We start from the raw sequence: 14,738 nt of genomic DNA, 5'->3' as shown, positions 1-14,738 counted from the left end.
CACGTAGTTAGCGTGGAAATACTTTTCTTACAGCTTCTTGAATGGTTTTGACAGGAACAATTTCAATGTCAAAAACATCTTTTAAATCTTGGTAATTATTCATTGGAATAAAGACCCGTTTAAAACCTAATTTAGCCGTCTCTTTCAGACGTTCTTTGATTTGACTCACGCGACGGATTTCTCCAGTCAGGCCAATCTCACCAATATAACAATCATCCACTTGCGTGGGCTTATTCCAATAACTTGAAGCAATACTCATCGCAATCGCTAAATCGATGGCAGGCTCATCTAATTTAATTCCACCCGTAATCTTGAAGAAAGCATCTTGGTTTTGAACTAGGAGACCACAATGTTTCTCCATGACTGCTAGTAACAGTGATATACGTTGATAATCAATCCCGCTCGCTGTTCGCTTAGCAGTCCCATAGACTGTCGGTGTCATGAGTGATTGAACTTCGGCTAAGATAGTCCGTGTCCCTTCTAAGGCCGCAACCACCGTTGATCCTGTTGCTCCAGGAATTCGTTCTTCCAAGAAGAGTTGTGACGGATTTCCAACTTCTTTCAATCCAACGTCTAACATTTCAAACACACCGAGTTCATTTGTTGATCCGAAACGGTTTTTTACTGCTCTAAGAATTCTAAAGCGGTTATGCTTCTCACCTTCAAAGTATAAGACCGTATCTACCATATGTTCTAACATACGTGGTCCAGCAATATTACCCTCTTTCGTCACGTGACCGACAATAAAAATTGCAATTCGGTTTGACTTAGCAATACGCATTAAAGTAGCAGTCGCTTCACGGACTTGTGACACAGAGCCAGCAACGCCAGTATGATCAGGAATTGACATCGTTTGAATCGAGTCAATCACAACCATGTCAGGTTCTAAGCGCTGGATTTCACGGGCAATTAAAGCTAAATTCGTATCCGCTAACAAGTAGAAATTATCGTTATTTAACTCTAAACGTTCCGCACGCATCTTAATTTGTGAGAAACTTTCCTCTCCTGTCACATACAAAATCTTTTGCTTTTGAGCAAGTTGCATCGCGACTTGTAGGAGGAGTGTTGATTTACCAATCCCTGGATCCCCACCAATTAATACGAGTGAACCTTCGACAACTCCGCCACCGAGGACCCGGTCAAACTCTTGAAAGTCTGTACTCATTCGATCTTCTTGAGTATATTCTATTTCGTCCAATTTCAGAGCGCTACCTTCTTGGCGTTGCTTCGATGTTTGGACATTTATTTGGTCTTTACCCTCTGCAGCAACAATATCAGCTGGTTTTTCTTCCATCTGATTCCATGCACCACAACTCGGGCATTTACCTAGCCATTTAGGAGATTCATAGCCGCAGGCTAAACATTCATACATTATTTTCTTTTTAGCCACGATTGTCCTCCTTTTATTTATTCAGTGTCTGAAGAACCAAACCCACCTGTACGTTGAGTTAAGCCACCTTCATCTCCATCTGTTTTTAAGAACTTCGTAAAGATTCCTTGAGCAATACGATCACCCTTTTGAATCGTGAAGTCTGTTAAACCATAATTAATGAGTTGAACATAAATATGTCCTTCGTTTTTCTCATTATCATAATAATCTTGATCAATGATTCCGATACTATTCGGTAAGCTTAAAAAGCGTTTAAGAGGATTGCTTGAACGGTTAACAATTTGTAAGTATTCATCCTCTTGCATATATGATTTAAGTCCTGTGGGCACTAGCGTTGATTTCAAAAGAGAAGTATTTTCCTCTGCCTCAGTTGGCTTTGCTGGTGCGATGTTAAAGATTTTTCTGAATTCATCAGCAAAATAACCGAGTAATTGCTTCACCATACTTGGAATCACAATTGTCTCGGCTGATTCGATATCGTACCCTGCCGCATGTGTTGTTGAGCGTTGTGGAATTTGGATATCTTTATCATGATACGCTTTGACTACTTCAAAGCCACGTAATTTTTCTTCTGTCATGGTCGTCCTCTTTCTATCAGTTTCTTATATTCTATTCTATCAAATTTTAGCCACTAAATGGAGACTAAGCATTTCTTTTTCTATGATTAATTTATGAACGTCTCCCTATAAAGTATCATAATATGTTGAACAATTTATGAACTTCTTTATATTCGGTCTAAAGTGAAGTTTACTCACTCAAATAAAAAACCAAAAACCCGCTTGTTTGTTAGATGTAGCTGGTACAAATTATACGCTAATCTGTCTAACAAACATACAGGGTTTTGGTTTTTATATTGTCTTTTAAGTGACTTATATTATTCGTTTAAATGTTCTTCAGTATCTCGCGGTGCCCAAACTGAAATGGAGCCACCATTTACTGGAAAAGTTCCCCAACCGTCATCTTCAATAGTTACTTCTCCGTCATGATGACCTAAGTAGTCAACAAACACTTCACCTGGCTTAGCAGTTGACACTTGCATGCGTTTCTCTCCACCACTATTGTTACTAATCACTGCAGCTAAACCATCTGGAAAAGTTTCATTCCCTTGACGAGTCCAGCCAACAACATGCGCATCATCAAAATAATCATATTGCTCACCATAAGCAAACGTACGGCGAATATATAATAATTTATCGATGATTTCTTGGAAACTTGTTTGACCAAACTCACCTTCGACACCGTAATAATCTCCATAGAAGACCGTAGGTAAGCCGGATTCACTTAGGAGTATAATACCATAAGCAAGCGGTTTAAACCAATCTTCAACAAAGCTTTCTAATGATTGCCCATGTTGAGTATCATGATTTTCAACAAAAGTTACCGCATTCCAAGGATTTTCCTTCATCAGGGTTCCATCAAAGATTCGACTTAAATCATAAGACTCCCCTTGTTTACTCGCATCAAAGAAGTTCATATGAAGTTTTACATCTACTAAATCAAAGCCATATTCAATATCTTCTAGATAGTCTACTTTTGATTCATAATCTGCTACCCAATATTCTCCGAATACGTAGAAGTTTTCTGCCCCCATTGCATCCGTTAAGATAGATACTAAATCTGCCACAACTTTTCTGTCGATATGCTTAATCGCATCCAATCTGAATCCAGATATACCAGTGGTTTCAATGAACCAACTCGCCCAATCTTTAACATTTTGAATGACTTCAGGGTGATCAAAATCAATGTCAGAAAACATTAAAAAGTCGAAATTCCCTTTTTCGTCATCAACATCTTCATTGTCGGCCCAACCTTTATTCTCACCTTGGATTTGGAAGATTCCTGTCTCGTCATTACGCGCATCATAATCGAGCCCTGAGAAATGATACCAATGCCATTCAAAATCATTGTATTTTTTATTACGTCCTGGGAAATTAAAATGCGTGTAGCCTTCAATTTCATAAGGTTCAGAAATCGGTTGTTGGCGATTTTCTGGATCCATTTTCATTACAGTAAAGGTCTCTTTTTTATCTCCATTTGCCTTATGGTTCAAGACGATATCTGCAATTGGCTTAATGCCGTTCTCTTTCAACGCATTAATAGCATCTAAATATTCATCTTTTGTTCCGTATTTAGTTCTAACACTTCCGTTTTGGTCAAATTCACCTAAATCAAAAATATCATAGACACCATAACCTGCATCATTTGTCCCTGTTGCTTTAAAGGCTGGTGGCATCCAAACCGACGTAATCCCAATTGAAGCTAAGTGTTTTGCGTCATCTTTTAAACGTTGCCAATGTTTTCCGTCATCAGGCAAGTACCATTCGAAATACTGCATTAATACACTGTTTAAATTATTCATTGTATACCTCGCTTCTTTTAAGTTGATATTGAAATTATATTTATCTTACCATAATATTCCAAAAGCAAACATTAATAGGCATTATTGAAAGTAATTTACCTTTCTTTGGTATAATCAATTAAAGGAGTAGTGATGGATGATGATTACAGAAAATGATAAAAAATATTTAACTCGTTGTGTTGAATTAGCGCAATTAGCCTTAGAAAAAGGCGACGAACCGTTCGGTTCGGTCCTTGTTTCTGAAGATGGAGAAACTTTATTTGAAGATTATAATCATGTCTCGGGCGGCGACCATACACAACATCCCGAATTTGCGATTGCGCGCTGGGCTGCGCAAAATATGAAACCAGAAGAAAGAGCAAAAGCAACTGTCTATACTTCGGGTGAACATTGTCCAATGTGTTCAGCTGCCCATGCTTGGGTTGGTTTGGACCGGATTGTCTATGCAAGTTCTTCGAAGCAACTAGCAACCTGGCTAGAAGAACTTAATGTGGACCCATCACCCGTTTATAACCTTCCAATTGAAGAAGTCATCCGCGACGCAAATGTTGATGGCCCCGATCCAGACTTAGCTGAAGCTGTTCGTCAATTGCATATTCAACTTCATTCCAAATAACCCATTCACGAAACCCTTTTCATTGTGTTTGAAACTCAATTTCGTTATCGTATTGATAAGAGGAGTGATAGGTATGAATTACAAACGCTTTGATCAAACCATCGTTTTCGTTTAGACCGCGGAGAAAAGGTAAAAGAATCCATTCAAACGGTTTGTGAAAAAGAAAATGTAACGCTCGCAACAGTGAATGGTATCGGAGGCTTAGATAGTGCTTCGATTGGCATTTATAATTTTGACACTTCGGATTATAAGATTAATGAATTTAATGAGTTTTTAGAGTTAACTTCCTTGTTAGGTAATGTCACTCAAATGGACGGAGAATATTATGGCCATTTCCATGCAACTGTTGGGGATAGTAAGGGCTATGCTTTCGGTGGAGATTTAGACGAAGCTATTATTGGTGCAGCCGGTGAGATATTTATTCATATTATTAACGGCACTGTTGAACGATCTGTTGATGACGTGACTGGTTTAAATGTATTAGACTTTGATAAATAAACAAAATAGCAAGGCGCTCGAACGAAGCTGCCTTGCTATTTTTTTATGATTCTTTTAATTCATTAAGTAACTGACGTTTGGCTTCGATAAACTCAGGTTCAAAAATTATTTTCTCAACATCAAAGCCTTTAAAGTCAACTGGCAACTCAAATGTAATTTCGCCCGGTTGGCCTTTAATAATATAAACCCGATCCGATAAGATTAAAGCTTCATCCACATCATGGGTAATGATTAATGAAGACCAGCCCATCTTCTCACGGTAATTCTTAAACCATTGATGAAGTTGACGTCTTGTAATGGCATCAAGGGCGCTAAAGGCTTCATCTAACAATAGCCACGGTCGATCAAAAGCAGCTGTTCGCATAAAAGCCACACGTTGTCTCATTCCACCACTTAAGGCATGGGGATAATAATTCGCCCATTCTTTAAATTGAAAGATATCGAGTAATTCCAACGCATGCTCCTGTGCATGTTTCTTGCTTTCGCCCTGGATAATCCGCGGCAACATAATATTTTCAATGACAGTATAATGTGGATACAACATATCTTTTTGAAGCATGTAACTTATCTTACCTTTAATTTCTTTGGATCCATCCAACTCAATCTGACCTTGTTGGGCATCGATAATTCCTGCAATGAGGTTAAAAAGGGTTGTTTTCCCAACCCCACTCGGCCCAATAATGGCAACGGTCTCCCCTTTTTGAAGTTGAATGTTAATATTTTTTAGTACTTGACGGTCCCCGTAGCGAAAACCAACATCTTGAATTGATAACATGTTATTCTCCTAAAAATTCATTCGTAAAGTATGACTCTTGGGTCAAGTCAACTTCCGTTAAGTTACTCTCATATAACCATGTGTAGAAAGCATTCCAGCGCTCTTCATCGATATAACCCCATTGCTCTGGATTACTTGTATAGGCTTCGTTAATCCATTCTTGTGAAGCAAGAACGAAGTCGCGCTGCCCTTCTAATTCCGGTGCATGTTTCAAGAGAATATCGGTTGCTTCTTCTGGATTCTCGATGGCGTATTGATAACCGCGTTTGATGGCTTGAACTACTTGCGTCGCTTCTTCTGGACTATTTGCTAAGTAATCGTTATTGGCAATAATAATTGGCGAGTAGAAATCTAATTCTTCTGCATAGTCTCTGAAGTAAAAGAAGTTCGTTGAAACACCCTGGCTCTCAGCCATCATACCGTCCCAAGCGTAATAAACCCACGCTGATTCAAACATCGAATTAGCTAAACCAACAATGGAGTTATCTGCTTGATTAGGGACTAATTCAATTTGTGAATAATCGCCACCTTCGTTATTAATAATATGCTCTAACATGCCTAGTTCAATGGGATCATTCCAAGTTCCATAAGTATGACCCTCCATCTCGACAGGTTTTGTAATTTGGCTGTCTTCTCTAGCAATAATACCACTCGTATTATGTTCGATAATCGTTGCGACAGCTGTTACAGGTAAACCACCTGCTAGACGTGTAGCTAAAGAATCTTGGAAACTAATTCCAAATTGAGCTTGACCCAAACCTACTAATTCAGTGGTACTGCCTTCAGGTGGACGGCGAATTGTTACTTCCACGCCCGCTTCTTCAAAATACCCTTTTTCTAAAGCGACATATAATCCGGTATGATTTGTGTTCGGTACCCAATCTAGAATAAACTCAATCTGACTTGCTTGAGCAGATGCGCTCATAGGAATTAATACTGACATACTGATGATTAAAGCTACAAGCATTTTCTTGAAATGATTCATCATATTATTTTTCTCCTCTGATTTTCTTTTTTTGATTAAAACGCCAAGGTGTTAAATATTTCTCAATATAAGATACAACACCCATAAAGAACAAACTTAATAATGAAATTAAAACAATGACCGCAAACATCTTGTCATAGGCAAAAGCGCGTTTGGTTTGGATCATATAAACCCCTAAACCTTCAAAGCCACCTAACCATTCAGCTACAACCGAACTCACAAAAGCGTAAGACACACTGACCTTCAATCCACTTAAGAAAAATGACATACTCGACGGTAACTTCACATGACGTAATATTTGCCAACGATTTGCCCCCATTAATTGGAGTAATTGAATCGCATCCTTATCCGCGTTAGCAAAGCCGTTCAATATACTAATAATAATGGGAAATAATGTCGTTAAAATGACTAAAACAATCTTTGGAGTCATGTCATAACCTAGCCAAAGCACTAATATCGGTGCAATTGCTACAGTTGGAATGGTTTGTGTAACCACCAACATTGGATATAAGGCTCGGTTCAACCAAGGAATCACATCCATAATAATCGCTAAAAAGAAAGCGAGGAAAATCCCCAAAGCGAGACCGATAAACGCTTGAATCAGCGTCACCCGGCTGTTCATCCATAAATTCTCTCGGTCTTGCCACAAAGCAATCAGGACATCACTTGGTGCAGGAATAATAAATTCTGGTAACCAACCAACTCTAGCAGCCACTTCCCAAAGCAGTAATAACCCCAGACCTAAGATCCATGGAGCATATTTAGTGGCGATGTTTTGTAGTTTTATCTTCAATCGTTAACACTGACCCTTTCGTATCATAACTAATTTTGACGTTTGTAAAAATTTTGTGATGTGTTTGAGAAGCAACTTCGATTGCCTCTTTTAAGATGGGCATCAAAGTATCATAGTCTCCTTGAATCGTTGTCTCAAACGCCGCCACTTCATAGTTATCCGTCTTCGATGCAATAAAAGCAATGACAGAATCAACCACCTCAAGTGTCGCTTCTTGCGTCGCACCTAACGGTAAAATTTGTAAAGCAATACTACAATTAACCATAAAAAAAACCTCCCTCATATTCACAACACAAAGTGTCTGAATTAAGGCAGGTTGAGTGATATTTATAAAGATATATTCGCACAAATTGCATACTGCACCAATATACATAAACTTTACTTATTCACATCCCTACGCGAGTCTTAACTCATTCAGGTTCATAGAGTTCGGGTTAATCCCATCTCAGCCGAAGCACCCCTTGTGTTATAAAAGAAAGCTTAGCATATTCATAAGCAATGTGCAACCGGATTCAAATTTTTGTATAAAAAAACTCGAAGAACCCAGATAAATAGGTCCTTCGAGCTGATTCAAATAATTTAATACATCATTAAATATTTATTTAATTCCCATTGTGTCACTTGTTTTTTATATGACTCAAATTCCATTGTTTTCTCAGCAATAAAGTTACCTGAAATATGTGGACCTAGAGCATCTCTCATAATTGGGCTAGCTTCAAATTCAGCAATTGCTTCGCTAAGTGATGATGGCAGGTCAAAAACACCTTCAGCCATACGCTCTTCAGGAGTCATCGTATAAATATTACGGTCAATTGGCATAGGTGGTTCAATCTTGTTCTCAATCCCATCTAAACCAGCTTGCAAGATTACTGCTAAAGCTAGATAAGGATTCGCAGAAGGATCCACACTTCTTAATTCAATACGCGTTGAATTTCCACGTGATGAAGGAATACGAATCAGTGGAGAACGGTTTCTCTCACTCCAAGCAATATATACTGGTGCTTCATACCCTTCAACTAATCGTTTGTAAGAATTCACTAATGGATTACAAATGGCTGTATAAGCACTTGCATGCTTAATTAAACCACCAATAAAGTAATGAGCATCCTTCGATAATTGATCTGGAGTCGATTCATCAAAGAAAGCATTTTTTCCTTCTTTATCGAATAAAGAAACGTTAAAGTGCATTCCAGATCCACTCTCACCATAGATAGGCTTAGGCATGAATGTTGCATATAAATTATGACGACGAGCCACTGTTTTAACAATCAATTTAAACAATTGAATTTTATCACAGGCGCGAATCGCATCATTATATTTCCAATCAATCTCATGTTGCCCTGGCGCTACTTCGTGGTGACTTGCTTCGATTTCAAAATCTAAACGCTCTAATTCAAGCACAATATCACGTCGACAGTTCTCGCCTAAATCCGTTGGTGCAAAGTCAAAGTAGCCACCATCGTCATTTAAATCCATCGTTGGTCGACCATCTTCATCCAGTTTTAATAAGAAAAATTCAGGTTCTGGGCCTAAGTTGAATGAAGAAAAGCCTAAAGCCTCCATCTTATCTAACACTCGTCTTAAATTCCCACGAGGGTCACCTAAGAAAGGCTCTCGTTTAGTTGTATCTACATCACAGATTAAACAAGCAATGCGTCCACCATCTGATGGGACATCCCAGTTAAAAATCATCCAAGAGTCGTAATCAGGAATTAAATACATATCACTCTCTTCAATACGTACAAATCCTTCAATTGATGAGCCATCAAATGTCATATTATTTTCTAATGCCTTTTCTAACTGCGTTAAAGGAATTTCAACATTCTTAATTGTTCCTCTAATATCCGTAAACATTAATCGTATAAAGTGTACGTTATTCTCATGCGCATCAGCAATAATACGATCTTTCGTCCATTTTGTCATTGCTTCAAAATCCTCTCTTTTAATAGGTTATTCGAATCTAGATTGAAAATCTAGTTCATCCCTTAAGATACGTCGCACATCTTGGTCAGTTAGAGGTACTGAGTTTTTAGATACTCGGTCACTAAAGCGATATCTATTTTTAATACCTTTAATTGTCATGCCTTCATCCATTAGGTCAATGATGTCCAGTAATCGATCGACATCATTTAAAGAGTATAGCCTACGGTTGGTTTCACTACGTTGAGGCTCGATTAAACCCTGTTCTTCGTAATAACGAATTTGACGAGCGGTTAACTCCGTCAACTCCATAACCGTACCTATTGGAAAAACTGCTAGTGACTTACGAAATTCCTTTCTTGCCATCACCATTCTCCTCTCTTAGAAAATTATTATACGATGATTAAAAAGCTCTCGCAAACATATTATAACACCATTTGTAAAGAAATATCACATGAATGAATCTCATACTTTTAATTGTTGTGATAAAGACATTTAGCTTTTGCAATTATGAACAGAGTATTAAACTTTCATTACTTTATTCAAATATTCAACATTTCCTATGGTATTCTCGAGTCAGTTAGCGTATTCTTTTATATTAGAATACATTTAGAAATGTTTTTTTGTAAAGGAGTTATTGAAATGCCAAAAACGCGTAACTATACGCCAATAGCAACAATTGGCTCACTTATATTCATTGCCATTTGTTTAAGTTTAATTATACTTTTAAATAAATTAACTGCGAACAATAATTTAATTATCGCAGATCACCAACAACAATCTACTCAAGAAGAGTTAATTTCTTTACAAGCTGAGCCCGTTGTTTCTCAACAGACTGAAAGTGTCCCCGATGAAAGCATCGAAGTACCAGCCACTCTGGCAGAAACACTGAGTACATACTCGCCTAAAGATAAAGCAATGGAAGAAACGATTGCTGAATTAACCCAAACAGAATTTGATGGAAACTTAATTCAAGCCCAAGACGAGATTCTTGCGGCCATCCATGCAAATGATCTTGATGTGGAAGAACTTGGTTACTTATTCTTACCAGATTATCCAGCAGAAAACACAGCTGCTGCAACTGGAAACCAAATTGATGTTCCATTGTATCTACAAAAAGATGCGAACTGGCGAACAGAAAAATACGGAAGTAATACAACCCAACAACTGGGTGAAAATGGCTGTGCAATCCTGTCTCTAGCCATGGTTCATGCTGCTTTTGAGAATCGTGAAGTGAATCCAAAAGAAATACTTGAATGGAGCGAGGAAAAATATTGGGTAGATAATGCCGGAACATCTTGGCAAATCTTCCATGATTTTGCGGTTGAACATAATTACGACTTTTATAACTATGGAAATGATTTCTATAGCGCAATGGAAGCTGTAAACAACGGTGAATTAATTGTTGCCTCTGTCGTACCAGGCTTCTTTACAGAAGTTGGTCACATAATTGTCATTCGTGGCTACGAAAACGGTCAAGTCTACGTCAATGATCCAAATGATGATGCTCAAAAAATGTATAGTATCCAAGGCATTGATGAAGAAGTGTTACTCGCAGAAGGAATCAATTACTGGTCTTTCTCAAAATAATTTAAATAATCTAACATCCATTCCAAAAAATTGGGATGGATGTTTCTTTTTTTACAAGTGATTTATTGAGTAACAACATTTGCTTGTTTTATTGTTATAGGCATTATGATATTATTAGACTTTGAGATAAATACGCCATCAATGTTATGATTGATGGCGAAATATTATTCAATCTCATCTGCTCAACTGAATTAGCGAAAGACGTTGCACAGATAATAAGGTATAATATAGGAGACGGGATGTTATGTATCGCGTGGAGACATATTGTATTCATGATTGAAATATTATTATATAAAAAGGAGATCTAACAATGACATCAGTAGTAGTTGTAGGAACACAATGGGGAGACGAAGGTAAAGGTAAAATTACTGACTTTCTAAGTAATAACGCTGAAGTAATTGCACGTTATCAAGGTGGAGACAATGCAGGGCATACGATTCAATTTGATGGTGAAACATTTAAATTACACTTAATCCCTTCAGGTATTTTTGATAATAGTAAAATCAGTGTTATCGGAAACGGTGTTGTCGTGAATCCAAAGTCAATTGTTAAAGAATTGAACTATTTAGCAGATGAAGGTGTTGATACAAGTAGTTTACGTATTTCTTCACGCGCTCATGTTATCTTGCCTTACCACATCTTAATGGATCAACTTCAAGAAGATTCTAAAGGTGATAACAAAATCGGAACAACGATTAAAGGGATTGGCCCAGCTTACATGGATAAAGCTGCTCGTGTTGGAATCCGTATTGCTGATTTATTAGATAAAGAAATCTTTAAAGAGCGTTTAGAAGTAAACTTAGCTGAAAAGAATAAATTATTCGAGCGTGTTTATGACAATTCACCTTTATCTTTTGAAGAAATTTTCGAAGAATACTACGCATATGGTCAAGAAATTGCGAAGTATGTTACTGATACATCAGTCATTTTAAACGATGCGATTGATGAAGGTAAACGTGTATTATTCGAAGGTGCTCAAGGTGTCATGTTAGATATCGATCAAGGTACATATCCATTCGTTACTTCTTCAAACCCAGTAGCTGGTGGGGTAACGATTGGTAGTGGAGTAGGACCATCAAAAATTGATACAGTCGTTGGTGTATGTAAAGCTTATACATCACGTGTAGGAGATGGACCATTCCCAACAGAATTGTTTGATGAAGTTGGAGAACAAATTCGTGAAGTAGGTAGAGAATACGGAACAACTACAGGGCGTCCACGTCGTGTTGGTTGGTTTGATTCAGTTGTTATGCGTCACTCACGCCGAGTATCAGGTATTACAAATCTATCATTAAACTCAATCGACGTATTGACTGGTTTAGAGACAGTTAAGATTTGTACTGCTTACGAAACTTCTGCTGGTGAACGTATTGAATATTACCCAGCAAGTTTAAAAGTTCTAGCTGACTGTACGCCAGTTTACGAAGAATTACCTGGTTGGACAGAAGATATCACAGGTGCAAAATCTTTAGAAGACTTACCACAAAATGCACGTAACTACGTTCGTCGCATCAGTGAATTAGTTGGAGTTAAGATTGCAACTTTATCTGTTGGTCCTGACCGTGAACAAACAATGATTTTAGATAGCGTTTGGGGATAAACTCCCTTTTAAGAGCCCGTGGTTATATAACCTCTGGCTCTTTTTTGTTTTAAATTTAATACAATATTCACAAAATAAATGGCGAATTCCACATTTTTCCTTCGATAAAAATTCACATTTACAGCGTATGATGGAATTAACAGATAGAGGAGGGCGCAAAATGAGATTAAAAAAATTATTATTAGTATCTACATGTGCTTTAGCAATCGGAGCAGGAACTACTCTTGGAAATAATGCTTTACTACCAACGAGTCAAACCGTTCATGCCCAAGAAGAAACAACAACAGAGGTGGACCAAGAATTACTCGTTCAAATAAAAAATAACTTAGCGGGCGTTCAACCTGTTAACTTAGAACAATTATTAGAAGTAGAGGATCAATATTTAGTTGATTTATATACTACAAAAAATACTGAAGCAGAATCGAATCCTGAACTGGATGTATGGTTAGAAATGTATAACCAGTTAGCAATCGATTACCCTCAATTAAACCTTTTAACAGGTGAGGACTTACAAGCTTATAATGAAGCAGCAGAGGCTATTTCTACTTATTCAGAATATAGCTATTCAGATTTAAACACGGCTTTACCTAGTGACATCTTAGGATGGTATACGAACGCATTGTTAGAAAATAACGATGACGAGCAAGCTGCTGTTGAATCAATCGTGCCACAAATTACCCAAGCACGTGATGCTTACATCGAACGTCGTACTGAAAGAGAAAATGGCGAAGACAATGGGAATGGTGAAACTCCAGCACCTGAAGATGAATTTGAAGCAGCGATTTTGGAATATACTGATATTACAGAAGAGCAATTCAGTCAATTCACTGAGGAAGAATTAGCACCGATTAAAACAACTGCTGAAAATGGAGATTATGCTCAAGAAACGATGGACATTGTCCGCGACCAAATCATCGAATTAAATCCTGAAATCTTTACCGATGAACAGGTCGGTTCAGTTGCTACTAAGATTCGTGAAGCATTCATTGAATCAACACCTGCAACTCAAGAACAATTAGACCAACTTGATGACATTTACTTAGTAAGTATGGTAGGTGAAGGAAATCAAGCAGGTACTGATATTGGTGGAGCTTATAACACAGCTGTATACGATAACCCAGAAGTCTTCGGTCCTGAAGCCAGTCGTTTTAGAGACGCTTTAGTTTCGGATTATAACTTAAATGAAGAAGAGTTATTAGAAGTACCTGATGCTGAATTACTATGGCAAGAATTTTCAGTCTTCCAAGAAAATAACGCAGAAGACATGGAAGCCTTAGCTTTAGCAATGCAAGAAAATTACGGTATTACTGTTGATGATGCAGAAACATCTTCAGATGAAAGTTCTTCAAGCGAAGAATCATCCGATGAAGAGTCTTCTGATGAGGAATCCTCTGATGAAGAAGAATCATCTGACTCAAGTGAATCCGAACTAGCAAGTGATTTAGATATTTACCGTGAAGAATTAGTCGGTCAAACTGATTTAACGATGGAACAATTAAATCAATTTAGTGATGAACATATTACTAGTTTGATGGATAGACTGGGACTTTCAACTGAAAGTACTTCTTCAGAAGAATTAACTGCTTTACGCGATGAAATTGTAATTGCTGGTTACGTGAATTTCAGTGATGATCAATTAGCAAGTGCAATTACTCCTGTTCGTGAAGCTGTCGTTAATCAAACACCAACAACAGATGCTATCTTGAATGAATTTAGTGATCGTACATTCGCTGAATGGTACAATGAAGCTAAGAATGCTGATGCAAAAGTACCTAGCTACATTTTCCAACAGTTAGTAACAATGTATCCAGACATGTTTAATGATTTAGTTGTTGAAGCTAAAAACAACATCATTCAAAATACAACTATCACTCAAGATCAAGTTGATCAAATGCAATTTGAAGATATTCTATGGGCTGTTCAACCGAATGAATCTGGTGAAGTGAATTATGTAGATGTAACTAATTACTTAACTGAAAGATATCCAGATGTAGTCAACGGTGGTGGTTCTCAAACACCTTCAAGTGATGACAATGAAGAATCATCAAGTGTTGATGTATCTATCAGTTCATCCGTAGAAGAGAATGAAGAAAACTTACCAAACACTGGTGAAAATAGTTCAATTTGGCTTATTATTGTAGCTGCATTAGCTTTAATCGGTGGAGGTATTTACTTATTCATCTCTGGACGTCGTCATAATAACTAAGACAAA

At 37.5% G+C, this 14,738-nt stretch carries 13 protein-coding genes, 1 pseudogene and 1 riboswitch; of the genes and pseudogenes, 5 read left to right on the top strand and 9 right to left on the bottom strand.

The window, feature by feature from the left end:
- Positions 1-7: 7 nt before the first annotated feature.
- From radA to ACFO5Y_RS03180, 3 genes are all read right to left on the bottom strand, one after another.
- Positions 8-1,390, bottom strand: a complete 1,383-nt coding sequence (gene radA, locus ACFO5Y_RS03190; RefSeq protein ID WP_197104063.1) for a DNA repair protein RadA — start codon at positions 1,388-1,390, stop codon at positions 8-10.
- Positions 1,391-1,407: 17 nt separating this feature from the next.
- On the bottom strand, positions 1,408-1,968 hold the full coding sequence (locus ACFO5Y_RS03185) for a dCTP deaminase/dUTPase family protein (RefSeq protein ID WP_197104064.1): 561 nt from the start codon (positions 1,966-1,968) through the stop codon (positions 1,408-1,410).
- 296 nt (positions 1,969-2,264) lie between these two features.
- Complete coding sequence (locus ACFO5Y_RS03180; protein WP_197104065.1) at positions 2,265-3,749, bottom strand: alpha-amylase; 1,485 nt, start codon at positions 3,747-3,749, stop codon at positions 2,265-2,267.
- A gap of 136 nt (positions 3,750-3,885) precedes the next feature.
- On the opposite strand from ACFO5Y_RS03180, the gene ACFO5Y_RS03175 reads away from it, so the two are divergent.
- A complete protein-coding gene (locus ACFO5Y_RS03175; protein WP_231606848.1) occupies positions 3,886-4,365 on the top strand; it encodes a nucleoside deaminase in 480 nt (159 codons plus the stop codon).
- Positions 4,366-4,476: 111 nt separating this feature from the next.
- Positions 4,477-4,863: pseudogene (locus tag ACFO5Y_RS03170) on the top strand (PPC domain-containing DNA-binding protein); the annotation flags it as partial.
- A gap of 43 nt (positions 4,864-4,906) precedes the next feature.
- On the opposite strand, the gene ACFO5Y_RS03165 reads toward ACFO5Y_RS03170, so the two are convergent.
- From ACFO5Y_RS03165 to ACFO5Y_RS03140, 6 genes are all read right to left on the bottom strand, one after another.
- On the bottom strand, positions 4,907-5,638 hold the full coding sequence (locus tag ACFO5Y_RS03165) for an ABC transporter ATP-binding protein (protein WP_197104066.1): 732 nt from the start codon (positions 5,636-5,638) through the stop codon (positions 4,907-4,909).
- A gap of 1 nt (position 5,639) precedes the next feature.
- Positions 5,640-6,626: an ABC transporter substrate-binding protein gene (locus ACFO5Y_RS03160; protein ID WP_197104067.1), complete on the bottom strand. Its 987-nt coding sequence runs from the start codon at positions 6,624-6,626 to the stop codon at positions 5,640-5,642.
- A 1-nt stretch (position 6,627) separates the two neighbouring features.
- Positions 6,628-7,416 carry an ABC transporter permease gene (locus ACFO5Y_RS03155; RefSeq protein WP_197104068.1) on the bottom strand — a complete coding sequence of 263 codons (789 nt, stop codon included), beginning with the start codon at positions 7,414-7,416 and terminating at the stop codon, positions 6,628-6,630.
- A complete protein-coding gene (locus tag ACFO5Y_RS03150; protein ID WP_197104069.1) occupies positions 7,385-7,681 on the bottom strand; it encodes a thiamine-binding protein in 297 nt (98 codons plus the stop codon). Before ACFO5Y_RS03150 ends, ACFO5Y_RS03155 begins: the two co-directional genes overlap by 32 nt.
- A gap of 109 nt (positions 7,682-7,790) precedes the next feature.
- A riboswitch (TPP riboswitch) is annotated at positions 7,791-7,888 on the bottom strand.
- Positions 7,889-7,995: 107 nt separating this feature from the next.
- Positions 7,996-9,339: a type I glutamate--ammonia ligase gene (gene glnA, locus ACFO5Y_RS03145; RefSeq protein ID WP_138403748.1), complete on the bottom strand. Its 1,344-nt coding sequence runs from the start codon at positions 9,337-9,339 to the stop codon at positions 7,996-7,998.
- A 27-nt stretch (positions 9,340-9,366) separates the two neighbouring features.
- Positions 9,367-9,702, bottom strand: coding sequence for a MerR family transcriptional regulator (locus ACFO5Y_RS03140; protein ID WP_138403749.1), 336 nt, complete (start codon positions 9,700-9,702; stop codon positions 9,367-9,369).
- Positions 9,703-9,978: 276 nt separating this feature from the next.
- On the opposite strand from ACFO5Y_RS03140, the gene ACFO5Y_RS03135 reads away from it, so the two are divergent.
- The 3 genes from ACFO5Y_RS03135 (at position 9,979) to ACFO5Y_RS03125 (ending at position 14,732) form a co-directional block, all read left to right on the top strand.
- On the top strand, positions 9,979-10,926 hold the full coding sequence (locus ACFO5Y_RS03135; protein WP_197104070.1) for a C39 family peptidase: 948 nt from the start codon (positions 9,979-9,981) through the stop codon (positions 10,924-10,926).
- Positions 10,927-11,236: 310 nt separating this feature from the next.
- Positions 11,237-12,526 carry an adenylosuccinate synthase gene (locus ACFO5Y_RS03130; RefSeq protein WP_197104071.1) on the top strand — a complete coding sequence of 430 codons (1,290 nt, stop codon included), beginning with the start codon at positions 11,237-11,239 and terminating at the stop codon, positions 12,524-12,526.
- Positions 12,527-12,686: 160 nt separating this feature from the next.
- Positions 12,687-14,732, top strand: coding sequence for an LPXTG cell wall anchor domain-containing protein (locus tag ACFO5Y_RS03125; RefSeq protein WP_197104072.1), 2,046 nt, complete (start codon positions 12,687-12,689; stop codon positions 14,730-14,732).
- The last annotated feature ends 6 nt before the right edge of the window (positions 14,733-14,738 follow it).

The organism is Ruoffia tabacinasalis (assembly GCF_042652985.1).
GTDB lineage: Bacteria > Bacillota > Bacilli > Lactobacillales > Aerococcaceae > Ruoffia > Ruoffia tabacinasalis.
Note: the sequence above shows the minus strand (reverse complement) of the source record. Positions and strands in the feature narration are given on the sequence as shown.